The following is a 22754-nucleotide window of genomic DNA, read 5'->3' on the forward strand; positions in this document are numbered from 1 at the left end:
ATGCAGGCGACCGCGTACACGTACGACCCCGAAAGCCGCAGCGGGCAGGTGCTGCTCGACGACGGCACGCCGGTGCCCTTCGACGCGGCGGCGTTCGACGCGGGGGGCCTGCGGCTGCTGCGGCCCGGGCAGCGGGTGCGGATCGAGACCGAGGGCGCGGACACGGACCGCCGGATCACGCTGGTGACGCTTCAGACGTTCTGACCCGCCGGGCGTCCCCTGGCGCCTGGGTCACGGGGCGCCGGGGTCACGGGCACCGGACTCAAGGGCGTTTGCCACGGCGGGCGCACACGCCGCGGGCCGGACTCCGAGAGGGAGTCCGGCCCGGCGCGTGAATACCCCTGTGCCTGTTCGCCTGCTTGCCGCGTGGGCCGGCGCTGCCCGCGCTGCCTGCTACTTCTTGCGGGCGGTGGCCTTCTTGGCGGTGGTCTTGCGGGCGGTCGACTTCTTGGCCGGGGCCGTCTTGGCGGTCGCCTTCTTCGCGGGGGCCTTCTTGGCCGCGGTCTTCTTCGCCGCCGCCGTGGTGCTCTTGGCGGCGGACTTCTTGGCGGTGGTCTTCTTCGCCGTCGTCTTCGCCGCTCCGGTGGTCTTCTTGGCGGTGGTCTTCTTCGCCGCTCCGGTGGTCTTCTTGGCCGCGCCCGTGGTCTTCTTCGCGGCGCCCGTGGCCTTCTTGGCGGCGGCCTTCTTGCCCGCGGCCTTGGCGATGGTGGGCGGCGGGCCGGACAGGCTGCCCTTGGGGGCCTTCTTGACCGCGATGTCGTTCTTCGGAAGCTTCTTCGAGCCGCTCACCAGGTCCTTGAAGCCCTGGCCCGCGCGGAAGCGCGGCACGGAGGTCTTCTTGACCCGAACCCGCTCACCCGTCTGCGGGTTGCGGGCGTAGCGGGCCGGGCGGTCGACCTTCTCAAAGGAACCGAAGCCGGTGACCGAGACCCGGTCGCCCGCGACGACGGCACGGACGAGTGCGTCCAGGACCGCGTCGACAGCGTCGGCGGCCTGCTGCCGGCCGCCCAGCTTGTCGGCAATCGCTTCTACGAGCTGCGCCTTGTTCACGTCTTCCCCTTCGGAGACATCGCCAGAACGAATGTGTTCAAGCTTTTTCGCACGTTAGGCAGATATATACCGCAAATCAAACACGAAACGGGCTAATCACCCTTGTGCCGCAACGGACTCGGGCCGTCCCGGCCTGTTCAGCCGTCCTCTTCGGGAAATCGACCCTCGTCGAGGTCGGCGGTGAACCGATCCAGGCGCCTTGCCGCACCGGCGAGATCGTGTTTGGCCGCGGCCGTAATGACCAGCAGCTTCCGGGTCAGCGCCATCCGTACGCCCTCCGGGACTTGCAGTGCGCGCACTCTTGTGTGCGCTTCCTTGAGCCGGACCGCGACCGCCGCATAGAGCTCGAGTTGGCCGTCGTGTTCCATGCACAGATTGTGCCATCTGGGGCGAGTTGTCGCCTGCGCAGGGGGCAACTGCCGCCCCAGACGGCCTTCCGGGCACACCCGGAAGCCGGACTTTCATGACCTGCGTACCCCGGCAACAACGCCTCTAACGTGGGAAGTTGTTCGTCACAGGCGTGCCGGGCAGGCGTGGGCCGAGGCAAAAACGGCCGTACCCCCGATCGGGCTGATCGGGGGTACGGCGGGGATGTCGGGTGGCCGAAACTCGACCTTGCGGAGCACGTGGGGCCCCGGGGTCCGAAGACCCGTGGGATCAGACTTGGAGGGTCTGCGGCTTGAACGACGGGCGCTTGGCCTCGTACGCGGCGATGTCCGCCTCGTTCCGCAGGGTGATCGAGATGTCGTCCAGCCCGTTCAGCAGTCGCCAGCGGGAGTTCTCGTCCAGCTCGAAGGAGGCGGTGATGCCCTCGGCGCGGACCTCGCGCGTCTCCAGGTCGACCGTGACCTCGGCCTGGGGGTCGTCCTCGGTGAGCTCCCACAGCGCGTCCACGGTCTGCTGGCCGAGGACCACCGTGAGCAGGCCGTTCTTCAGCGAGTTGCCGCGGAAGATGTCGGCGAAGCGGGAGGAGATCACGGTCTTGAAGCCGTAGTTCTGCAGCGCCCAGACGGCGTGCTCACGGGAGGAGCCGGTGCCGAAGTCGGGGCCGGCGACCAGCACCGTGGCACCCTCGCGCTCGGGCCGGTTGAGGACGAACTCCGGGTCCTTGCGCCAGGCCTCGAACAGCCCGTCCTCGAACCCGTCCCGGGTCACCTTCTTGAGCCAGTGGGCGGGGATGATCTGGTCGGTGTCGACGTTGCCGCGGCGCAGCGGGACGGCCCGGCCGGTGTGCTTGGTGAACGCTTCCATGACTCTCAGACTCCAGCGGGCGTGGGGACGTCGGCGGCGGACAGGTCGGCCGGGGAGGCCAGGTGGCCCAGGACCGCCGTCGCGGCCGCGACCTGCGGCGACACCAGGTGGGTGCGGCCGCCCTTGCCCTGGCGTCCCTCGAAGTTGCGGTTGGAGGTGGACGCGGAGCGCTCGCCCGGGGCCAGCTGGTCCGGATTCATGCCCAGGCACATCGAGCAGCCCGCGTGCCGCCACTCGGCGCCGGCCTCCTTGAAGACCACGTCCAGGCCTTCGGAGACGGCCTGCAGACCGACCCGCGCGGAGCCCGGCACGACCAGCATGCGTACGCCGTCGGCGACTTTGCGGCTCCGTACGATCTCGGCGGCGGCGCGCAGGTCCTCGATGCGTCCGTTGGTGCAGGAACCCACGAAGACGGTGTCCACCTTGATGGAGCGCAGCGGCTGTCCGGCCGCCAGCCCCATGTACTCCAGGGCCTTCTCGGCGGCGAAGCGCTCCGAGGCGTCCTCGTACGAGGACGGGTCGGGGACGGCGCCGGAAAGCGGCGCGCCCTGGCCCGGGTTGGTGCCCCAGGTGACGAACGGCGACAGCGCGGCGGCCTCGATGACCACCTCGGCGTCGAACTGGGCGTCGTCGTCGGTGCGCAGCGTCTTCCAGTATTCGACCGCCGCGTCCCAGTCCGCGCCCTCGGGGGCGTGCGGACGGCCCCGGAGGTAGGCGAAGGTCGTCTCGTCGGGGGCGATCATGCCGGCGCGGGCACCGGCCTCGATCGACATGTTGCAGATGGTCATGCGGGCCTCCATCGAGAGCTTCTCGATGGCCTCGCCCCGGTACTCCAGGACGTAGCCCTGGCCGCCGCCCGTGCCGATCTTCGCGATGATCGCCAGGATCAGGTCCTTGGCGGTGACAGCGTCGGGCAGTTCGCCGTCGACGGTGATCGCCATGGTCTTCGGGCGGGCCATGGGCAGCGTCTGGGTGGCCAGCACGTGCTCGACCTGGGAGGTGCCGATGCCGAACGCCAGCGCGCCGAAGGCACCGTGTGTGGAGGTGTGCGAGTCGCCGCAGACCACGGTGGTGCCGGGCTGGGTCAGGCCCAGCTGCGGGCCGACGACGTGCACGACGCCCTGCTCGACGTCGCCCAGCGGGTGCAGCCGGACGCCGAAGTCCGCGCAGTTCTTGCGCAGCGTCTCCAGCTGGACCCGGGAGACCGGGTCCGCGATGGGCTTGTCGATGTCGAGCGTCGGGGTGTTGTGGTCCTCGGTGGCGATGGTCAGGTCTAGCCGGCGCACCGGGCGGCCGCTCTTGCGGAGGCCGTCGAAGGCCTGCGGGCTGGTCACCTCGTGCAGCAGGTGCAGATCGATGAAGAGGAGGTCGGGCTCGCCCTCGGCGCGCCGGACGACGTGGTCGTCCCAGACCTTCTCCGCGAGTGTCCTACCCATCGCTTTCCCTCCGGCCGGCGTCGAAGCGCCGACCCAACTAGAGATCTTGGGAAACGGTGCCCGCACCCCTGTGTTCCCGGGCGACCGCCACCAGGCCCTTTCGTCACGGGCCGTTGTGACTTCGTGCCATCCAGAGTGGCGCGTTCCACGAAAAATTGAACTTGCGTTTCACAGAGTGAGACGGGAGTATCGTTTCATGGACAACAGTAGCGGCGTCGGCGTTCTGGACAAGGCGGCACTCGTCCTGAGCGCTCTGGAGTCCGGCCCGGCCACCCTCGCGGGGTTGGTCGGTGCGACCGGACTGGCACGACCCACGGCCCACCGCCTGGCCGTGGCGCTGGAGCACCACCGCATGGTGGCGCGCGACATGCAGGGCCGTTTCATCCTCGGCCCGCGCCTGGCCGAACTTGCGGCGGCGGCCGGCGAGGACCGCCTGCTCGCCACGGCGGGCCCGGTGCTCACCCACCTTCGCGACATCACGGGCGAGAGCGCCCAGCTCTACCGCCGCCAGGGCGACATGCGCATCTGCGTGGCCGCGGCGGAGCGTCTGTCGGGCCTGAGGGACACGGTCCCGGTCGGCTCCACGCTCACCATGAAGGCCGGGTCCTCGGCGCAGATCCTGATGGCCTGGGAGGAGCCCGAGCGCCTCCACCGCGGCCTGCAGGGGGCCCGTTTCACGGCGACCGCCCTGTCCGGCGTACGCCGCCGCGGCTGGGCCCAGTCCATCGGCGAGCGGGAGCCCGGCGTCGCGTCCGTCTCCGCGCCGGTGCGCGGCCCCTCCAACCGCGTGGTGGCCGCCGTGTCCGTCTCCGGCCCCATCGAGCGCCTCAGCCGCCACCCCGGCCGCATGCACGCGCAGGCGATCATCGACGCCGCCGGCCGCCTCTCCGAGGCGCTGCGCCGCACCGGCTGATCACCCCGGGACGCCTCCGACCGGTATCGGGTCCGCCTCAACGCCGCGGCGGGCCCTGTTTCGGTCCCAGTCGCCGTCCGGCACCCCTCCCCGGCGCCCACCCGTCTCTCCGGCCCATGCGCGAACCGGGCCCCGTGCACCGCTCCCTGGTGGCGGCGGTGACCGCGCCGCGCCGCCCGGACTACCGTACGACGGAACTGGCGGGGGCCCAGGGCGAGTTGACGCCGGAGGTGGCCCGGCGGGACCCGGACTTCACGGAGGCCCGTGCCCCGGAGGCGGAGGGAGAAGGCCGAAACGGCGGTCGCGGCGGCGGTGCTCTTCCAGCCGGTGCCGCGGGCCCCGCACCGGCCGGCCCAGGAGGAGGAGTCGGCGCGGCGGTACGGCGCCGGGTGAACGCCGAAGGGGGCTCCCGCCTCAGCGGGAGCCCCCTTCGGGACTCATGTACCCCCGACCGGATTCGAACCGGCGCTACCGCCTTGAGAGGGCGGCGTGCTAGGCCGCTACACAACGGGGGCGTGGATCTTGCGAGCGTTCAACGCTACAGCGCCGCAGATCCGAGCTGGTCTACCAGGACTCGAACCTAGACTAACTGAACCAGAATCAGTCGTGCTGCCAATTACACCATAGACCAATGTGGTTTAGACCAGTTCGTACCCCCGACCGGATTCGAACCGGCGCTACCGCCTTGAGAGGGCGGCGTGCTAGGCCGCTACACAACGGGGGCCCTAGCGATCCTGCATCGAGAACAGTGGGAGCTACCCGAGCTGCCCTCGCGGGAAGGATCTGTACCCCCGACCGGATTCGAACCGGCGCTACCGCCTTGAGAGGGCGGCGTGCTAGGCCGCTACACAACGGGGGCTTTGCGGATGTGCTCCGCGGCGCAGATAAGCTCTGCGAGCTGGCCTACCAGGACTCGAACCTAGACTAACTGAACCAGAATCAGTCGTGCTGCCAATTACACCATAGGCCACTGGAACGCAAGCCCCGGCGGGGTTCTTGTTCTAGCGTTGCGCTTCCGGTTCCCGGCCTCTCGGCCCGCTCCCCGGCGGCGCAGGAAGAACATTACCCGAAGGTGGACGGGGCTCCAAAACGGGTATCGGCGCCGAGGAGCGCGGGAAGTTCGGAGAGCGAGGCGATGCGGCTCGGTCCGGCCGGCGGGTCGACGGTCGCGTACACACCGCCGCGGTCGATCCACACGGAGAGCAGTCCGGCGTCGGCGGCGCCGCGTCCGTCGATCTCCGGGTGGTCACCGACGTAGGCGACCTCGGACGGGGTGAGGGCGAGGGCGTCGCAGGCGGCGAGGAAGGCTCCGGCCTCGGGTTTGGAGACGCCCAGCTCGGCGGCGCACAGGATGGACTCGAAGCGGTCGTGCACGCCGAGGACGCGCAGCTTGCGGTCCTGGACGGTGAGGCTCGAGTTGGAGAGCACGGCGTGCCGGTGGCTTACCGCGAGGGCGTCCAGGACCGGCAGGACGTCCGGGAAGAGGGACCAGGCGGCCTCGTAGTGCGTGACGTACCGCTGGAACCAGTCGTCAGCCTCGGCGTCCGTCAGCTCCGGCCGGCCGAGGAAGACCCGGGTGCGGTCGCGACGCTGTGTGACGAAGTCCACCTCGCCCGCCGCGAAGCGGCCCCACTGCTGGTCGGTGATCTCCCGCCAGCGCACAAGGGCCTCGTCGGCCGACCCGTACCCGGCGAGCAGTCCTTCGGCGATCAGATGGGCCCGCATGCCCTCGCGGTCGGCGGTGGTGTAGTCGAAGAGCGTGTCGTCGACGTCCCAGACCACGGCGCGAATGCTCATGATCCGACCGTAACGCCGCCGGGCCCGGCGTGTCCGGCGTACGCCCGAGGGACGGCCCCAAAAGTCCGCGCAAGTCCGGGAGCCGCCCCTCGGGCGCGGGGTACGCGCGGTCAGGCCGCGAGCCTCGCCAGCGCCGCGTCGATCCGGGCCAGTGCCTTCTCCTTGCCCAGGACCTCCAGGGACTCGAAGAGGGGCAGGCCGACCGTACGGCCGGTGACGGCGACGCGGACGGGGGCCTGGGCCTTGCCGAGCTTGAGGCCGTGGGCCTCGCCGGCGGCCAGGACGGCCTCCTTGAGGGACTCGGGGGACGTCCAGTCGGCGGCGTCCAGCTTCTCGCGCGCCGTGCTCAGCAGGGCGTCCGAGCCCTCCTTCATCGCCTTCGTCCAGCTCGCCTCGTCGAGGACCGGCTCGGGCAGGAAAAGGAAGTCGACGTTGTCCGTGATCTCGGAGAGGACCTTCAGGCGGGTCTGCGCGTGCGGCGCGATCGCCTGCCACTTGGCCTCGTCGAAGTCCTCCGGGGCCCAGGGGGCGGCGGGGGCCTTCAGCCACGGGCGGCAGCGCTCGGTGAAGTCCTTGACCTCGAGCAGGCGGATGTGGTCGGCGTTGATCGCCTCGCACTTCTTGAGGTCGAAGCGCGCCGGGTTGGGGTTGACGGCGGAGATGTCGAAGGCGGCGACCATCTCCTCGATGGTGAAGACGTCCTGGTCGGCGGAGAGGGACCAGCCGAGCAGGGAGAGGTAGTTGAGCAGGCCCTCGGGGAGGAAGCCGCGCTCGCGGTAGAGGTTGAGGCTCGACTGCGGGTCGCGCTTGGACAGCTTCTTGTTGCCCTCGCCCATGACGTACGGCAGGTGGCCGAAGGCGGGGATCTCCTTGGCGACGCCGAGCTCGGTCAGCGCCCTGTACAGGGCGATCTGGCGCGGGGTGGAGGAGAGCAGGTCCTCGCCGCGCAGGACGTGGGTGATCTCCATCAGGGCGTCGTCGACCGGGTTGACGAGCGTGTAGAGGGGGGCGCCGTTGGCGCGGACGATGCCGTAGTCCGGGACGTTCTCGGGGAGGTAGGTGATCTCGCCGCGGACCAGGTCCGTGAAAGTGATCGCCTCGTCGGGCATCCGGAAGCGGACGATGGGCTCGCGGCCCCGCGCCTTGTACTCCTCGACCCGGTCGTCGCTCAGCTCACGGCAGTGGCCGTCGTAGCCGGAGGGCCTGCCGGCGGCGCGGGCGGCCTCGCGGCGGGTGTCCAGCTCCTCCTGGGAGCAGTAGCAGTGGTAGGCGTGGCCGGCGTCGAGGAGCTTCTGAGCGACGTCTCGGTAGATGTCCATGCGCTGCGACTGGCGGTACGGCGCGTGCGGGCCGCCGGCCTCGGGGCCCTCGTCCCAGTCGAAGCCCAGCCAGCGCATCGAGTCGAGCAGCTGGTCGTACGACTCCTCGGAGTCGCGGGCCGCGTCGGTGTCCTCGATGCGGAAGACCAGCGTGCCCTGGTGGTGCCGGGCGAACGCCCAGTTGAACAGGGCGGTGCGGACCAGGCCCACGTGGGGGTTGCCGGTGGGGGACGGACAGAATCGGACGCGTACGGGGGAGCCGGGTGCGCTAGCCACGCTTGACAACCTTGTTGGTGAGAGTGCCGATGCCTTCGATGGTGACGGCGACCTCGTCGCCGACGTTGAGGGGGCCGACGCCCGCCGGGGTGCCGGTGAGAAGCACGTCGCCGGGGAGCAGCGTCATCGCCTCGGAGATGTTGACGATCAGATCCTCGATGGAGTGGATCATCTCGCTGGTGCGGCCGAGCTGCCGCTGGCCGCCGTTGACCGTGAGCTGGATGGTCAGGTCGCTCGGGTCGAGGTCGGTCTCCACCCAGGGGCCCAGCGGGCAGGAGGAGTCGAAGCCCTTCGCCCTGGCCCACTGCTTCTCGCGGCGCTGCACGTCGCGCGCGGTGATGTCGTTGGCGCAGGTGTAGCCGAGGATCACGTCCTTCACGCGTTCGCGCGGCACCTCGCGGCACATGCGGCCGATGACGACGGCGAGTTCGGCCTCGTGGTGCAGTTCCTCGGAGAAGGAGGGGTACTGGATGACGTCCCCGGGGCCGATCACCGAGGTGGACGGCTTGAAGAAGGCGAACGGGGCGTCGGGCACCTCGTTGCCGAGTTCGCGGGCGTGCTCGGCGTAGTTGCGGCCGAAGGCGACGACCTTGTTGGGCAGTACCGGCGGCAGGAGCCGCACCTTGCTCAGGGGCACCTTGGTGCCGGAGAGCTCGAAGTCCGCGAACGGGATGCCCTTGATGATGTCGAGGACGAGCTGGTCCGGCTGGTCGCCCTCGACCGCGCCGAAGGCGACGTTCCCGTCGATGGAGAACCTGGCGATGCGCACGGGTTGCTTGGCCCCTTGACTGAGCTGGCTGGAGTCTGACGCTCCAGGCTAACGCGGCAAAGGGCGGGCGCCTCGCGCATGACGTGCCGTGACCCCGGGGGGCGGCGGTCCGTGGGCGCGGGCGCCCGTGTCCGCGTACGGCCGCCCTGAACGGATCGCGGCCGGGCGGCGTACTACTCCGCGGCGGAGGCCGCGACCGGGATCTCCATGAGGACCGTGCGCCGGGGATTGGCGGTCTGGGCGGGGAGCTCGACGGGGTGCTCCGGCTGCTCCGGCGTCCGCAGGTCGTCGGCGTCCTCGAGGTGTGCCAGCGTCGTGCGTCGCGGGTTGGCGATCTTGTGGAACATCATCGTCGTCTTCACGGTTCTACGAGGCCCTGTCGTGTCCGGGCGCCCGAGGGCGGCGAAAGCCCCTGAGAGGGCGCGTGTTGTCGGTTTTGCCTTCTCTGTAAAGCGTCAGGCTAAACATGCGATTCCCCGGCAACCCGGGGGCAGCTCGTGATCTGAGTGTGAGTTTGCTCACTTAGCAAGGGTCAAACCGGTCAATTGCGACGCCATCTCCACCCCGACCAAAGCGACATAACACACCTGAACCCACCATTCCGCTGCTGATCATGTCGACTGGGACACCCACCCCACCTCGGCGACTCGCGCACATACGTCCGGTTTGCGGGTGATCATCTTCTACGTCTGGTGACTCGCCCCTCACGTGGTGTCACCTATCTCACGGCCCGCCCCACGGGCCTTGTTGGAGATCCTGCACTGTGCTGGAATCGCACGGACCGCCGCAGGACCGAGCCGGCGCACAGGGGGCGCACACCGCCGCCGAGCGGCGGTGAGAAGGGGGAACCAGCGCCGGTCACTCACGACCAACACAGGGGCGTATTCAGGGCGCCCCCATGACGCCGACACCGTGTCCCGCCGTTCACGCGGAGGGGCGCCTGGTCCAGAGGTTGCGACGCTAGTGCAGGGACGTTTCAAGAGGGATGGCAGCGCTTCGGCGGAGCCGGAGCCGCACGGCGGGACTGGCCCCAAGGCCGTCAGCTCCTCGCCCCAGCACGCCCAGAACCCGGGCCAGACCCAGTCCGGCGACGGCAAGGAGCGCGCCGGTCGGGCGACGGGCCCGTCCGCTGCCGGCCAGCAGCCGCCCGCGAAGCCGACGAAGGGCTCGACCGGCCCCGGCCCGCGCATAGCGCTGCGCAACTGGCGGATCTCCACCCGTCTGGTGTCACTGCTCGCGCTCCCGGTGGTCGCGGCGACCTCGCTGGGTGCCTTGCGCATCAACCAGTCGGTCGACGACATCCAGCAGCTCGACAACATGAAGCTGCTGACCGAGATGACCAAGCAGGCCACTGAACTGGCTCACGCGCTCCAGGAGGAGCGCGACCAGTCCGCCGGCCCCCTGGCCCACGGTTCGAAGTCCAGCGCGATCGCCGTCAAGGGTGACCGCGAGCAGACCGACCGGGCCCTGAAGAACTTCCTCGACAAGTCCGAGCAGATCGACACGGCGAGCAAGGACGGCCAGCTCGTCGGCGTCCGGGACAGCCTCGTCGGCCTCGCGAGCGACCTGAACGACCTGACCAAGATCCGCAGCACGGCGTACCAGGCGAAGGACAACTCGACCCAGACGGTCGAGGCCTACCACCGCCTGATCACCCACCTGCTCGACCTCTCGCAGGACATGGCGGAGGCGACCAGCAACTCCGACATGATCCAGCGCACGCGCGCCCTGTCGGCCTTCTCCTCGGCCAAGGAGTACGCGTCCATCCAGCGTGCGGTCCTCGCCGCGGCACTGCCCGCGAACAACACCACCAAGGGCGATCTCGCCGAGAACGACCGGCTGTACGCCCAGTCCGCGCTGCAGAGCCAGACGTCCGAGATCCGCAGCTTCACCAGCATCTACGGCGACGGCGCGGAGGACCTGCTCAAGCCGATCTCCGAGGGCAACCCGGTGATCGAGGCGTCCGACCAGTACGCCGGCCGCGCCCTCAGCGGGGTCAACGGTCTGGGGGACCTGAAGTCCCGGTCCTACCAGGACTGGCTGGACGACAGCTCCACCAAGATCCAGCAGATGAAGAACATCGAGCTGAAGCTGCTGGAGGACATGGAGCAGCAGGCCCGCGAGCTGCGCAACGAGTCCCAGCAAGAGGCCATCATCTCGGGTGTCCTGATCCTGCTCGTGCTCGGCGTCTCCCTGGTCGGCGCCTTCGTCGTGGCCCGGTCCATGATCCGCTCGCTGCGCCGCCTGGAGGACACCGCGACCAAGGTCGCCCAGGACCGTCTGCCGGAGCTGGTCAAGCAGCTCTCCGAGACCGACCCGCAGGACGTCGACACCTCGGTGGAGTCGGTCGGTGTGCACTCCCGGGACGAGATCGGCAAGGTGGCCGCGGCCTTCGACCACGTGCACCGCGAGGCGGTCCGGCTCGCCGCCGAGCAGGCCCTGCTGCGGGGCAACGTCAACGCGATGTTCACCAACCTCTCGCGCCGCTCCCAGGGTCTGATCCAGCGCCAGCTGTCGCTGATCTCCGAACTGGAGTCCCGCGAGGCCGACCCGGACCAGCTGTCCTCGCTGTTCAAGCTCGACCACCTCGCCACGCGCATGCGCCGCAACGGTGAGAATCTCCTCGTCCTCGCCGGTGAGGAGCCCGGCCGCCGCTGGACGCGTCCGGTACCGCTGGTCGACGTGCTCCGTGCCGCCGCCTCCGAGGTGGAGCAGTACGAGCGCATCGAGCTGGCCTCGGTGCCGACCACCGAGGTCGCCGGCCGTGTGGTCAACGACCTCGTGCACCTGCTCGCCGAGCTGCTGGAGAACGCGACCTCGTTCTCCTCGCCGCAGACCAAGGTCAAGGTCACCGGTCACGCGCTGCCCGACGGCCGGGTACTGATCGAGATCCACGACACGGGCATCGGCCTCTCGCCGGAGGACCTGGCCGCGATCAACGAGCGGCTCGCCTCACCGCCCACCGTGGACGTCTCCGTCTCCCGCCGCATGGGTCTGTTCGTGGTCGGCCGCCTCTCGCAGCGCCACGGCATCCGCATCCAGCTGCGTCCGTCCGACTCCGGGGGCACGACCGCGCTGGTCATGCTGCCCGTCGACGTCGCCCAGGGCGGCCGCAAGCCGCAGCCCAAGCCGGGCCAGTCGGCCTCCGGCGGCGGTCCGGCCGCCGCGCAGGCGGCCGCCGGTGTCGCCGCGGCCCGCCGTGGCGGCCAGGGCGGCGGTGCCCTCGCGGGCAACGGGGCCTTCGGCGGCGGTGGCGGCGCTCTCGGCGCCGGTGCGCCGGGTGGCCGGCTCAGTGCCGGCCAGGGACCGCGGGCCGCACTGCCCGGGCGCGACGCGGGCGGTAACCCGGGTGCGCCGGGTGGCCCGCGCGGGCCCCAGTCCCCGGCGGGTCCGGGCCGGCAGAACCGTCCGGCTCCGGCCGGCGCGGGTGCCGGTGCCGGTGCCGGTCAGGCGTCCGGTACTCCGCAGGGCCTGCAGGCCGCGGGCATGAACGCGCCGCAGGGCAACGCGCCGCAGGGCAACGCCTCGCAGGGGCGGGGCCAGGACATGTTCGGCGGTACGCGCGCCCCCGCAGCGCCCCCGCAGCGCGGCAAGCGGGGGAACAGCGGCGACACCGAGCAGGGCCGCCGTCCGCAGCTGCCGCCGCGCGGCGGCCCGCGGGCCGAGCTGCCCGGCGGCAATCCGCAGCCGCGGATGCCCAGCTGGAGCGACGAGAACGCGCAGCCGCCCGCGCCGCGTGCCTCGCTGGACGCCCCGCGCGGCCACGACGAGCCGGACGGCTCCCGCGCCGACCGGACGCCGCGCCTCGACGACCGGCAGGGTCCGGGTTCCACGGCGGAGATGCCGGCCGTGCCCCGGTTCGGCGAGCCCCAGTCCCCCGCCGCCACGGCCGAGTTCGCCCGCCCCGACTTCGACGCCCCGGCGCCTCGTCGGGACGAACCACAGGACACGGGCCAGTTCGCCCGGCCCGACCAGAACCAGTACGACCAGAACCAGTACGACCAGAGCCAGTACGGGCAGGGCCAGTTCGACCAGAACCAGTACGGGCAGGGGCAGTACGGCCAGAACCAGTACGACCGGGGCCAGGGTGGACCGGACGCCGCGCAGAACGACCAGTACGCGGGCTCCGAGCCGGCCGCCCCGCAGCAGGGCGGCGGGCCCTTCGTCCGCTCGGACGTCTTCGGCGGTCAGCCCGTGCAGGCGGCGCCGAACGACCCTGCCCCGGCCGACGGGTTCGCCGACGCCCAGGGCTACGACAGCGGCCCGACCGGGCAGCACAACCTGCCGGGCCGTCAGAACCCGGCTGCCACAGGCCAGTACGAGCGTCCGCAGGGCAACGGCCACCAGGGCGGGAACGACTTCGGTGCCCCGCGCCCGCCGGCCCCGCAGCGTCCCGCCCCGCAGCGTCCCGCCCCGCAGCGTCCGGCGCCGCCGCAGGGACCCGCGGGCCACAGTGCCGACGGGTCTCTCCCGCAGCGGCCCGGAGACGGCTGGGCACTGCCCCCGGCTTCCGGCCCCGGCGACGGACGTACGCCGCTGTACGACACGCTGGAGACCAACTGGTTCCACGGCGACCGCGAGGCGAGGGCGCAGCAGAGCGCGCCGGCCGCGGCCCCGGAGCCGCAGGCACCCCAGCCCCAGACCCCGGCGGCCCCCCAGCGGCCCGCCACCTCCGCCTGGCGCAGCTCACCGAACGACGATCTCGTCCGGCAGGCGGAGCGCGTCCGGCAACCGGCCGCGGGCGGGGTCACCACCTCCGGCCTTCCGCGCCGGGTACCCCGGGCCAACCTGGTCCCGGGGACGGCTCAGCAGCAGTCGCACCAGAACGGTCCGCAGGTTTCGCGTGCGCCCGACGACGTGCGCGGCCGGCTGACCAATCTCCGTCGGGGAATCGCACAGGGCCGTCAGGCCGGTACCGGTACCGGTACCAACCAGACCGGCAGCTATCCGCGGCCCACTCACCAGCAGGAGCGTTAGTTGAGCCCGATGAGCCAGGCGGCACAGAACCTCAACTGGTTGATCACGAATTTCGTGGACAACACCCCAGGGGTGTCCCACACCGTCGTCGTGTCCGCCGACGGACTCCTTCTGGCGATGTCCGAAGGGTTCCCTCGCGACCGCGCCGACCAGCTCGCGGCCGTCGCCTCGGGGCTGACCTCGCTGACCGCCGGGGCGTCCCGGATCTTCGAGGGCGGCGAGGTGGCGCAGACGGTCGTGGAGATGGAGCGAGGGTTCCTCTTCCTCATGTCCGTCTCGGACGGCTCGTCCCTGGCCGTCCTCGCGCACCCGGACTGCGACATCGGCCTCGTCGGCTACGAGATGGCGCTCCTGGTCGACCGCGCGGGTGCGGTCCTCACACCCGACCTGCGCGCCGAACTACAAGGCAGTCTGCTCCACTGATCGGCCCCGGCACCACCCGTGTTACCAAATCACCGTCCGGCCGCCACAATCCCCCCACCGGCCTCGTCAGACGGCTTGACTGACCGACTTGCTGTCCCGCCCGGAGGATTCATGACCCCGCCCACCGCCTCTCATGATCCGTACGCGGAGCCGTACGAGGACGAGGGCGACCAGCCGCTGGTACGCCCGTACGCGATGACCGGTGGCCGGACCAGGCCGCGCTATCAGCTCGCCATCGAGGCGCTGATCAGTACGACGGCCGACCCGGCAGCGCTCATGGGGCTCCTCCCCGAGCACCAGCGCATCTGCCATCTGTGCCGCGAGGTGAAATCGGTGGCCGAGGTGTCGGCCCTGCTCGCGATGCCGCTCGGCGTGGCGCGGATCCTGGTCGCGGACCTCGCGGAGGCAGGGCTCGTCGCCATTCACCAGCCTGGCGGAGATGAGAACAACGGCGGTGCGCCTGACGTGACACTGCTCGAAAGGGTGCTCAGTGGACTTCGAAAGCTCTGACGGAGGGCGGGCGACCACCTCCGCGAAGATCGTGGTGGCCGGCGGCTTCGGCGTCGGCAAGACCACGTTCGTGGGCGCCGTCTCCGAGATCAACCCCCTGCGCACCGAGGCCGTGATGACCTCGGCCAGCGCCGGGATCGACGACCTCACCCACGCGGGTGGCAAGACGACCACGACGGTCGCCATGGACTTCGGACGCATCACGCTCGACCAGGACCTGATCCTGTACCTCTTCGGTACGCCGGGCCAGGACCGGTTCTGGTTCATGTGGGACGACCTGGTGCGCGGTGCCATCGGCGCGGTCGTGCTGTGCGACACCCGCCGGCTGGCCGACTGCTTCCCGGCCGTCGACTACTTCGAGAACAGCGGTCTGCCGTTCGTCGTGGCGCTCAACGGCTTCGACGGCCAGCAGCCGTACAACCCGGACGAGGTGCGCGAGGCGCTGCAGATCGGCCCGGACACCCCGATCATCACGACCGACGCCCGGCACCGCGCCGACGCGAAGTCGGCGCTGATCACCCTGGTCGAGCACGCGCTGATGGCCCGCCTTCGGTAGGTCCACCGGCGGTCGCAACCAAGTCGGCGAGGTACTACGGCACTTGTCGTAGACGGGACGGAGCCGGCTGTGTCCTTTGACACGGTCGGCTCCGCTGTTCATAACGTTTCGGCAGAGGAATCGGGTGGTATCGACACGCGTCGCGGTCAACCGGTCTCGCTGCGCGCACGAACGCCCCGTCTTTTGACGGGCCTCGCTCTTTATGACCGTTTTACGCGGGGCTTACATCACATGTAACCCCCGCGTTCCACTGTTTGGAAGAGCGCTGGTCGCCGTGCTGGAATGCCAGAACTGCCCAATGGTCAAAGACGTACTCAGCAGTAGCGCGTACTCGATGACGTACTTGGTTCTGAAACACAGCGGCACGACACAGGTGCCGACCGCCGAGAGGTTGTTGGTCGAGTGAGGCGAAGCAAGAACAGTCCCGAGCCATCGGCCCGGGGCAACTTCACCCCGCCGCCGCGCACAGCGGCGCCCGCCCCCGCGCCCGCTGCGGAACCCAAGGCCGAGCCGCCCGCGCCGAGCGGTGGCCGTTTCTCACCGCGCAACTGGCGGGTGACCACCCGGCTGAACGCGATCCTGCTCATTCCCGTGCTGGTCGGCCTGGTCATGGGCGGCTTCCAGGTGAAGAGCTCGATCGACACCTGGCAGGACGCCGAGGACGCCGAGAGCACCGCCCGTCTGGTGCGGGCCTCCCTCGGCTACGCGGGCGCCCTCTACAACGAGCGCGACCTCACCGCGGCCCCGCTGCTGCAGGGCAAGGGCGAGAAGGACGCCACCGTCACCAAGGCCCGCCGGACCACCGACGAGGCGGCCGACGCCTTCGACGCGGCGGCCCAGGGCATGCCCTCCAAGCCAGGGCTCGAGCGCCGGCTGAAGGTGTTCCGCGAGCAGGAGCCCAAGCTCCAGACGCTGCGGGCGGCGGCCTACACCTCCAAGCTCAAGGGCGTGGAGACCGAGGAGGGCTACACCGGCATCGCCCACCCCCTGATGGAGTTCGCCAACGAGCTCGGTCTGGGCACCGGCAACATCACCTCCTACGGCCGTACCGTCTACGCGATCTCGCTGACCAAGGCGGCGCTCTCCCTGGAGCGCTCCATCGGCATGCACATGCTGGTCAAGCCGGGTCCTGAGCCCAGCCACCTCGCCAGCCAGCGCGTCGCGCTCTCCTCGTACGCCTATCTGGAGCGCATCGCGATCGAGGAGTACATCGGCGGCGGCACCGAGGCGGACGCGCGGAAGCTCGACGACGCCCTGGCGAAGGTCAAGGAGGACGGCGCGGCCATGGCCAAGGAGGCCAAGGCCGCGGACCCGGACTACGTGCCGCCGCCGTCCAACCCGACCACGATGATCTCGGAGCTGGCCGGACTCGACTCCACGGACACCAGCGCGCGTGCGGAGCTGGCCCAGCAGGGCATCACGCCGGAGAACTGGTGGGCGGTCAACACCCTCAAGTTCGACACGTACCAGACGATCGAGTCGGACCTGGCCGACCGGGCGGTGTCCGAGGCGTCCACGATCGCCGACGACGCCGAGCGCGACGCCTACATCACGGGTGCCGCGGTCGTGATCGCGCTGCTCGCCGCCTTCGTCCTGGCCGGCATGGTGGCCCGCCAGATGAGCCGCTCGATGCGCCAGCTGCGCAACGCCGCCTTCGGCATCGCCGAGCAGCGCCTGCCGATGCTGGTCGACCAGCTCTCCCGCACCGACCCCGGCCGGGTCGACACCCGGGTCCAGCCGATCCCGATCACCTCGACCGACGAGATCGGCGAAGTCGCCCGCGCCTTCGACCAGGTGCACCGCGAGGCCGTCCGGCTCGCCGCCGAGCAGGCCCTGCTGCGGGGCAACATCAACGCGATCTTCACCAACCTGTCGCGCCGCAACCAGTCGCTGATCGAGGGCCAGCTGAGCCTGATCACCGAACTGGAGAACAACGAGGCCGACCCCGACCAGCTGGAGAGCCTCTTCCGGCTGGACCACCTGGCCACCCGTATGCGCCGCAACGGCGAGAACCTGCTGGTTCTCGCCGGCGAGGAGCCCGGCCGCCGCTGGGACCAGCCGGTGCCGCTGGTCGACGTGCTGCGTGCCGCCTCCTCCGAGGTGGAGCAGTACGAGCGCATCGAGCTGTCCGGCGTGCCGGAGGCCGAGATCCACGGCCGTGCCGTGACCGACCTCGTGCACCTGCTCGCCGAGCTCCTGGAGAACGCCACCACGTTCTCCTCCCCGCAGACCAAGGTCCGCGTCACCGCGACCCGGCTGCCCGACGGCCGCGTGATGGTCGAGATCCACGACAAGGGCATCGGCCTGACCGCGGAGGACTTCGCCGACATCAACCACAAGCTGGCCAACCCCCCGACCGTGGACGCCGCGATCTCGCAGCGCATGGGCCTGTTCGTGGTCGGCCGGCTGTCCGACCGGCACGGCATCCGGGTCCAGCTGCGCCCCTCCGGCGAACAGGCGGGCACCACCTCGCTGGTCATGCTCCCGGACGCCATCACCCACGGCGGCGGCGGCGAGCAGCAGCCGCGCGACGAGTTCACCGTCTCGCAGATCATCCCGGAGCAGAACTTCCAGGGTGAGGGCCTCGGACCGGTCGGTCAGGTCGGCCAGCCCATGCGCACCGCCGCCGAGCTGGGCTTCGACGACAGCCGGTACGCCGAGATCCCCGACGACATACGCGAGCTTGACCCGGTCGGCCGCTCGCTGATGCGCGAGGAACGCCGTGCCGCCGTGGAGGCCCAGTCGCACCCCGAGCTGCCGGGTCCGGCGGACCAGGGCGGCGCCGAGAGCGGCGGGACGCCCGGGTTCCAGGACCAGTTCACCGGTCAGCAGCAGGGCTACGACCCCGCCCCGGACGGTTACCAGGAGCAGCAGAACGGCGGGTACGACCAACAGCCGGGGTACGCCGAACAGCAGCAGGGGTACGCCGAACAGCAGCAGGCCTACCAGGAGCCGCAGCAGGCGTCGTACGACGGGCAGTACTACGCGCCGAACGGCGGCCTGCCGGGGAACGAGGGCTACTCGTCCAACGGCGGTTATCCGGACCCCTCCTACCCGCAGCCGGGTCACCACGGGCAGCAGCCGGCGGGCTCCGGCGCCCCGGAGAACTACTCGGCCTTCGAACAGCGCCGCCACCAGGACGACTGGCCCCAGCAGGACGGATACCAGAACGGTTATCCGGACCAGTACTCCGCGAGTGCCCCTCAGGCGCGATCCGCGCAGGCCGCTGACGTGAACGAGGCGGACCGCGTAGGCTTCGACCTTCCGGGTCCGGCCTCCTCCGCCGCCCACGAGCTGACCGACGCCGGTCTTCCCCGCCGCGGACCCACCGCGGGCGATGCGGGCGACGCGGGCGACGCGGGGCACGTGGGCCAGGAGACGCCGGCCGCCGCACCGGGGGCGAGCGGCGAGGACACCTGGCGGTCGGCCAACGACGACCGCTGGCAGCAGGCCTCGGCGCTGCGCAAGCCCAAGGCGGGCGGGGTGACCTCCTCGGGACTGCCGCGGCGGGTTCCCAAGGCCAACCTGGTCGAGGGCGCGGCCGAAACCACTCCACAGGGAGGCCCCCAGGTCTCCCGCGCTCCGGAGGACGTCCGGGGCAGGCTGAGCAACCTGCGGCGCGGTGTCGAGCGAGGCCGCAACGCGGGCAGTGAAACGAACGGCCAGGGCCCAGGAAATGAACACCGTGGTCCTGACAGCACCTACAACCAGGAGCGTTAGTGTGAGCCCGATGAGCCAGGCGGCGCAGAACCTGAACTGGTTGATCACCAACTTCGTGGACAACACCCCGGGGGTGTCCCACACGGTGGTGGTCTCCGCCGACGGACTCCTTCTGGCGATGTCCGAAGGGTTCCCTCGCGACCGAGCCGATCAGCTCGCGGCCGTCGCCTCCGGTCTGACCTCGCTGACCGCCGGTGCCTCGCGCATCTTCGAGGGCGGCAGCGTGAACCAGACGGTTGTGGAGATGGAGCGGGGATTCCTCTTCCTCATGTCCATCTCCGACGGCTCGTCCCTCGCGGTTCTCGCACACCCCGAGGCGGACATCGGTCTCATTGGGTACGAGATGGCCCTTCTGGTGGACCGTGCGGGCACGGTTCTGACCCCCGATCTGCGGGCGGAGCTCCAAGGGAGCCTTCTCAACTAAAGGACAGACGGTGCGTTTTGGCGTCCCGTGGCCGTAAAGTTTCGGGACGCGGCTCCACAGCGATGGGTGCCAGCACAGTCGGAGGAGGAAAGAGTGGGAACATCCCCAGGCGGTCCGTCATCGGGCAACTGGTCGTACGGCCCTGGTCAGGGCCAAGGCGACGGCTCGGCGAACGGGTACGGCTATCCCTCCGTGCCGGGTCACCGGCAGCCGTACGCGCCGCAGGGCCCGGGCCCTGCGCCGTACGACCAGCCGCATGCTCCGCGCATCCAGCCCGTGCAGCCGCAGCGCCGCACCCCCGAGCCGGCGCCCGCCGGGGCGTCGAACAATCCCCTGGTGCGCCCGTACGCCATGACGGGCGGCCGCACCAGGCCCCGCTACCAGCTCGCCATCGAGGCACTGGTGCACACCACCGCGCAGCCGCATCAGATGCAGGGCCAGCTGCCCGAGCATCAGCGGATCTGCAACCTCTGCCGGGAGATCAAGTCGGTGGCCGAGGTCTCGGCCCTGCTGACGATCCCTCTCGGTGTGGCCAGGATCCTCGTCGCCGACTTGGCGGAGGCGGGACTGGTCGCCATCCATCAGCCCGGCGGCGACGAGAGCGCCGGCGGCCAGCCAGACGTGACACTGCTCGAAAGGGTGCTCAGTGGACTTCGCAAGCTCTAGCGGCGGTCCTTCCCGCTCCACCACTTCCGCGAAAATCGTGGTGGCGGGCGGCTTCGGCGTGGGCAAGACCACGTTCGTCGGCGCTGTCTCGGAGATCAACCCGCTGCGCACCGAGGCCGTGATGACATCCGCTTCGGCGGGCATCGACGACCTCACCCACACGGGGGACAAGACGACCACGACGGTCGCCATGGACTTCGGACGCATCACGCTCGACCAGGACCTGATCCTGTACCTCTTCGGTACGCCCGGTCAGGACCGCTTCTGGTTCATGTGGGACGACCTGGTGCGCGGTGCCATCGGCGCGATCGTCCTGGTCGACACGAGGCGGCTCGCCGACTGCTTCCCCGCCGTCGACTACTTCGAGAACAGCGGCCTGCCCTTCGTCATCGCCCTCAACGGCTTCGACGGCCAGCAGCCGTACAACCCGGACGAGGTGCGCGAGGCGCTGCAGATCGGCCCGGACACCCCGATCATCACGACCGACGCCCGGCACCGCGCCGACGCGAAGTCGGCACTGATCACACTCGTCGAGCACGCGCTGATGGCGCGGTTGCGCTGACCGCGCAGGCGGCACCCCGCCGGCGCCGGGTCACACGACGCCCCCTGCGGCCCCCGGGCCGCGGGGGGCTGTTTCGTCGCCGGGGTGCGGGTGGGTCGTGGCGGGGCGCACGGTTCCCCACGCCCCCGACATGCGAGCAGGGCCCCTCCTGGTGGAGGGGCCCTGCTCGCATGTCGGGTCAGCGCCAGCTGTGCGGGGCCCGGAACCCGGGCTCGCGCTCCAGGCGTCGCCAGCCCGCGCGGACTCGGCCGCCGCCGTGGATCGGGGCGATCTCGGCGGGGCGGGCGGCGGCGCGGGCCAGGAGGAGCGCCGTGATGGCGGCGACTTCCTCGGGTTCGGCGTGGCCCTTCTCGACGCGGATGTCGGAAGTGGACATGGAGGTGGCTCCTCGGATCACTGCGGCGGGTTGCCGTGCTTGCGGGAGGGCAGGTCGGCGTGCTTGGTGTGGAGCATCGCGAGGGAGCCGACGAGCACCTCGCGGGTCTCCGCCGGATCGATGACGTCGTCGACCAGGCCGCGCTCGGCCGCGTAGTAGGGGTGCATCAGCTCGGCCTTGTACTCCTTGACCATGCGGGCCCGCATGGCCTCGGAGTCCTCGGCGCCGGCGATCTGACGGCGGAAGATGACGTTGGCGGCACCCTCGGCGCCCATGACGGCGATCTCGTTGGTCGGCCAGGCGTAGGTGAGGTCGGCGCCGATGGACTGGCTGTCCATGACGATGTAAGCACCCCCGTACGCCTTGCGCAGGATGAGCGAGATCCTGGGCACGGTCGCGTTGCAGTAGGCGTAGAGCAGCTTGGCGCCGTGGCGGATGATGCCGCCGTGCTCCTGGTCGACGCCCGGGAGGAAGCCGGGTACGTCCAGAAGGGTGATGATCGGGATGTTGAAGGCGTCACACATCTGGACGAAGCGCGCGGCCTTCTCCGACGCCTCGATGTCCAGGACGCCGGCCAGGGCCTGCGGCTGGTTGGCGACGATGCCGACGACCCGCCCGTCGAGGCGGGCCAGGGCGCAGATGATGTTGCGGGCCCAGCGCTCGTGGACCTCGAGGTACTCGCCCTCGTCGACGATCTCCTCGATGACCTTGGTCATGTCGTACGGGCGGTTGCCGTCCGCCGGGACGAGGTCGAGCAGTACCTCCGAGCGGCGGTCGGCCGGGTCGGAGGACTCGTGGCGGGGCGGGTTCTCCCGGTTGTTCTGCGGGAGGAGGGAGAGGAGGTAGCGCACCTCGGCGAGGCAGGTCTCCTCGTCGTCGTAGGCGAAGTGGCACACGCCGCTGGTCTCGGCGTGCACGTCGGCGCCGCCCAGGCCGTTCTGCGTGATCTCCTCGCCGGTGACGGCCTTGACCACGTCCGGTCCGGTGATGAACATCTGCGAGGTGTCGCGGACCATGAAGACGAAGTCGGTGAGGGCGGGGCTGTAGGCCGCGCCGCCCGCGCAGGGGCCGAGCATCACGCTGATCTGCGGGATGACACCGGACGCCTTGGTGTTGCGCTGGAAGATGCCGCCGTACCCGGCGAGGGCGCTGACGCCCTCCTGGATGCGGGCGCCGGCGCCGTCGTTCAGGGAGACCAGCGGGGCACCGGCCGCGATGGCCATGTCCATGATCTTGTGGATCTTCGTGGCGTGGGCCTCGCCCAGCGCGCCGCCGAAGATGCGGAAGTCGTGGGCGTAGACGAAGACCGTGCGGCCCTCCACCGTGCCCCAGCCGGTGATGACACCGTCGGTGTACGGCTTCTTGGCCTCCAGGCCGAACCCGGTCGCCCGGTGCCTGCGCAGTTGCTCGACCTCGCGGAAGGAGCCCGCGTCCAGGAGCAGTTCGATGCGCTCCCGTGCCGTCAGCTTGCCCTTGGCGTGCTGCGCCGCCGTCGCCTTCTCGCTCGGTCCGGCCAGCGCCTGCGCACGGATCTCGTGCAGTTCGGCCACTCGCCCGCGCGCGTCCGTCGGCTCACCCGGCGCCTCATCCAAAACGGTCATGTAGCGACTCTACGAAGCGAACCAAGGATTGCGAGCCGTCGACTCCGTACAGTCTCCGGCCCGTTTTCCTGGTAGCACTGAACAGAACCCCCACCGCATGCAGCCTTTTCGACTGCTCAGAGGGTCTC

21 protein-coding genes and 5 tRNA genes are annotated in these 22754 nt (G+C 70.5%); 11 read left to right on the forward strand and 15 right to left on the reverse strand.

The genetic code is table 11. The features are described from left to right. Complete coding sequence (locus tag ACGFYH_RS14350; protein WP_393803433.1) at positions 1–204, forward strand: hypothetical protein; 204 nt, start codon at positions 1–3, stop codon at positions 202–204. Positions 205–393: 189 nt separating this feature from the next. Here the strand turns inward: ACGFYH_RS14350 and ACGFYH_RS14355 are convergent, their stop codons facing one another. From ACGFYH_RS14355 to leuC, 4 genes are all read right to left on the reverse strand, one after another. Next, positions 394–1050, reverse strand: a complete 657-nt coding sequence (locus ACGFYH_RS14355) for an HU family DNA-binding protein (protein WP_393803434.1) — start codon at positions 1048–1050, stop codon at positions 394–396. A gap of 137 nt (positions 1051–1187) precedes the next feature. Then, the gene (locus ACGFYH_RS14360) at positions 1188–1418 is read right to left on the reverse strand and encodes a hypothetical protein (RefSeq protein ID WP_393803435.1); all 231 of its coding nucleotides are present in this window, start codon (positions 1416–1418) and stop codon (positions 1188–1190) included. Positions 1419–1707: 289 nt separating this feature from the next. Continuing rightward, complete coding sequence (gene leuD, locus ACGFYH_RS14365; protein WP_393803436.1) at positions 1708–2301, reverse strand: 3-isopropylmalate dehydratase small subunit; 594 nt, start codon at positions 2299–2301, stop codon at positions 1708–1710. 5 nt (positions 2302–2306) lie between these two features. After that, entirely contained in the window at positions 2307–3737 is a 1431-nt protein-coding gene (gene leuC, locus ACGFYH_RS14370; RefSeq protein ID WP_393803437.1) for a 3-isopropylmalate dehydratase large subunit, read from the reverse strand. Positions 3738–3933: 196 nt separating this feature from the next. Between leuC and ndgR the strand changes: the two genes are divergently transcribed. Both ndgR and ACGFYH_RS14380 read left to right on the forward strand, forming a co-directional pair. Continuing rightward, the gene (ndgR, locus tag ACGFYH_RS14375; protein WP_217162275.1) at positions 3934–4650 is read left to right on the forward strand and encodes an IclR family transcriptional regulator NdgR; all 717 of its coding nucleotides are present in this window, start codon (positions 3934–3936) and stop codon (positions 4648–4650) included. 264 nt (positions 4651–4914) lie between these two features. After that, positions 4915–5043 (forward strand): hypothetical protein, encoded by a 129-nt coding sequence (locus ACGFYH_RS14380; RefSeq protein ID WP_393803438.1) that lies wholly within the window; start codon positions 4915–4917, stop codon positions 5041–5043. A 49-nt stretch (positions 5044–5092) separates the two neighbouring features. Here ACGFYH_RS14380 and ACGFYH_RS14385 read toward each other — a convergent pair. From ACGFYH_RS14385 to ACGFYH_RS14425, 9 genes are all read right to left on the reverse strand, one after another. Continuing rightward, positions 5093–5165: transfer RNA gene (locus ACGFYH_RS14385), tRNA-Glu, on the reverse strand. 44 nt (positions 5166–5209) lie between these two features. After that, positions 5210–5281: transfer RNA gene (locus tag ACGFYH_RS14390), tRNA-Gln, on the reverse strand. 20 nt (positions 5282–5301) lie between these two features. After that, positions 5302–5374: transfer RNA gene (locus ACGFYH_RS14395), tRNA-Glu, on the reverse strand. A 62-nt stretch (positions 5375–5436) separates the two neighbouring features. Beyond that, positions 5437–5509, reverse strand: a tRNA-Glu gene (locus ACGFYH_RS14400). Positions 5510–5548: 39 nt separating this feature from the next. Continuing rightward, a tRNA-Gln gene (locus tag ACGFYH_RS14405) sits at positions 5549–5620 on the reverse strand. A 92-nt stretch (positions 5621–5712) separates the two neighbouring features. Beyond that, positions 5713–6447, reverse strand: coding sequence for an HAD family hydrolase (locus ACGFYH_RS14410; protein ID WP_393803439.1), 735 nt, complete (start codon positions 6445–6447; stop codon positions 5713–5715). A gap of 110 nt (positions 6448–6557) precedes the next feature. Beyond that, the gene (gene gltX, locus ACGFYH_RS14415; RefSeq protein ID WP_393803440.1) at positions 6558–8042 is read right to left on the reverse strand and encodes a glutamate--tRNA ligase; all 1485 of its coding nucleotides are present in this window, start codon (positions 8040–8042) and stop codon (positions 6558–6560) included. Further along, the gene (locus ACGFYH_RS14420) at positions 8035–8811 is read right to left on the reverse strand and encodes a fumarylacetoacetate hydrolase family protein (protein WP_393803441.1); all 777 of its coding nucleotides are present in this window, start codon (positions 8809–8811) and stop codon (positions 8035–8037) included. Before ACGFYH_RS14420 ends, gltX begins: the two co-directional genes overlap by 8 nt. A gap of 173 nt (positions 8812–8984) precedes the next feature. Further along, a complete protein-coding gene (locus ACGFYH_RS14425; RefSeq protein ID WP_393803442.1) occupies positions 8985–9173 on the reverse strand; it encodes a hypothetical protein in 189 nt (62 codons plus the stop codon). Between the two features lie 601 nt (positions 9174–9774). On the opposite strand from ACGFYH_RS14425, the gene ACGFYH_RS14430 reads away from it, so the two are divergent. From ACGFYH_RS14430 to ACGFYH_RS14465, 8 genes are all read left to right on the forward strand, one after another. Further along, positions 9775–13788 (forward strand): nitrate- and nitrite sensing domain-containing protein, encoded by a 4014-nt coding sequence (locus tag ACGFYH_RS14430; protein WP_393803443.1) that lies wholly within the window; start codon positions 9775–9777, stop codon positions 13786–13788. A 9-nt stretch (positions 13789–13797) separates the two neighbouring features. Continuing rightward, positions 13798–14211, forward strand: a complete 414-nt coding sequence (locus tag ACGFYH_RS14435; RefSeq protein WP_356655628.1) for a roadblock/LC7 domain-containing protein — start codon at positions 13798–13800, stop codon at positions 14209–14211. Between the two features lie 111 nt (positions 14212–14322). After that, a complete protein-coding gene (locus tag ACGFYH_RS14440) occupies positions 14323–14721 on the forward strand; it encodes a DUF742 domain-containing protein (protein ID WP_003973454.1) in 399 nt (132 codons plus the stop codon). Beyond that, positions 14702–15277 (forward strand): ATP/GTP-binding protein, encoded by a 576-nt coding sequence (locus ACGFYH_RS14445; protein ID WP_383837080.1) that lies wholly within the window; start codon positions 14702–14704, stop codon positions 15275–15277. Before ACGFYH_RS14440 ends, ACGFYH_RS14445 begins: the two co-directional genes overlap by 20 nt. A 402-nt stretch (positions 15278–15679) precedes the next feature. Next, positions 15680–18997 carry a nitrate- and nitrite sensing domain-containing protein gene (locus ACGFYH_RS14450; RefSeq protein WP_393803444.1) on the forward strand — a complete coding sequence of 1106 codons (3318 nt, stop codon included), beginning with the start codon at positions 15680–15682 and terminating at the stop codon, positions 18995–18997. Positions 18998–19007: 10 nt separating this feature from the next. Beyond that, positions 19008–19421, forward strand: coding sequence for a roadblock/LC7 domain-containing protein (locus ACGFYH_RS14455; RefSeq protein ID WP_030948713.1), 414 nt, complete (start codon positions 19008–19010; stop codon positions 19419–19421). A 93-nt stretch (positions 19422–19514) separates the two neighbouring features. After that, the gene (locus ACGFYH_RS14460; RefSeq protein WP_393803445.1) at positions 19515–20087 is read left to right on the forward strand and encodes a DUF742 domain-containing protein; all 573 of its coding nucleotides are present in this window, start codon (positions 19515–19517) and stop codon (positions 20085–20087) included. Next, positions 20068–20649, forward strand: a complete 582-nt coding sequence (locus ACGFYH_RS14465; RefSeq protein WP_009314218.1) for an ATP/GTP-binding protein — start codon at positions 20068–20070, stop codon at positions 20647–20649. Before ACGFYH_RS14460 ends, ACGFYH_RS14465 begins: the two co-directional genes overlap by 20 nt. Before the next feature lie 178 nt (positions 20650–20827). Here the strand turns inward: ACGFYH_RS14465 and ACGFYH_RS14470 are convergent, their stop codons facing one another. Together ACGFYH_RS14470 and ACGFYH_RS14475 are read right to left on the reverse strand one after the other, a co-directional pair. After that, entirely contained in the window at positions 20828–21025 is a 198-nt protein-coding gene (locus ACGFYH_RS14470; RefSeq protein WP_393803446.1) for an acyl-CoA carboxylase epsilon subunit, read from the reverse strand. Positions 21026–21042: 17 nt separating this feature from the next. Further along, positions 21043–22626: an acyl-CoA carboxylase subunit beta gene (locus ACGFYH_RS14475; RefSeq protein ID WP_393803447.1), complete on the reverse strand. Its 1584-nt coding sequence runs from the start codon at positions 22624–22626 to the stop codon at positions 21043–21045. Positions 22627–22754 lie beyond the last annotated feature (128 nt).

This window comes from Streptomyces sp. NPDC048392 (assembly GCF_043200575.1).
GTDB lineage: Bacteria > Actinomycetota > Actinomycetes > Streptomycetales > Streptomycetaceae > Streptomyces.

What these genes read in the sequence shown, in the direction of transcription:
- ndgR (WP_217162275.1), top strand. Translation starts at nt 3,934, where the DNA reads ATGGACAACAGTAGCGGCGTCGGCGTTCTGGACAAGGCGGCACTCGTC.
- ACGFYH_RS14350 (WP_393803433.1), top strand. Translation starts at nt 1, where the DNA reads ATGCAGGCGACCGCGTACACGTACGACCCCGAAAGCCGCAGCGGGCAG.
- ACGFYH_RS14475 (WP_393803447.1), bottom strand. Translation starts at nt 22,626, where the DNA reads ATGACCGTTTTGGATGAGGCGCCGGGTGAGCCGACGGACGCGCGCGGG.
- ACGFYH_RS14410 (WP_393803439.1), bottom strand. Translation starts at nt 6,447, where the DNA reads ATGAGCATTCGCGCCGTGGTCTGGGACGTCGACGACACGCTCTTCGAC.
- ACGFYH_RS14435 (WP_356655628.1), top strand. Translation starts at nt 13,798, where the DNA reads ATGAGCCAGGCGGCACAGAACCTCAACTGGTTGATCACGAATTTCGTG.
- ACGFYH_RS14455 (WP_030948713.1), top strand. Translation starts at nt 19,008, where the DNA reads ATGAGCCAGGCGGCGCAGAACCTGAACTGGTTGATCACCAACTTCGTG.
- ACGFYH_RS14360 (WP_393803435.1), bottom strand. Translation starts at nt 1,418, where the DNA reads ATGGAACACGACGGCCAACTCGAGCTCTATGCGGCGGTCGCGGTCCGG.
- leuD (WP_393803436.1), bottom strand. Translation starts at nt 2,301, where the DNA reads ATGGAAGCGTTCACCAAGCACACCGGCCGGGCCGTCCCGCTGCGCCGC.
- ACGFYH_RS14440 (WP_003973454.1), top strand. Translation starts at nt 14,323, where the DNA reads ATGACCCCGCCCACCGCCTCTCATGATCCGTACGCGGAGCCGTACGAG.
- leuC (WP_393803437.1), bottom strand. Translation starts at nt 3,737, where the DNA reads ATGGGTAGGACACTCGCGGAGAAGGTCTGGGACGACCACGTCGTCCGG.
- ACGFYH_RS14470 (WP_393803446.1), bottom strand. Translation starts at nt 21,025, where the DNA reads ATGTCCACTTCCGACATCCGCGTCGAGAAGGGCCACGCCGAACCCGAG.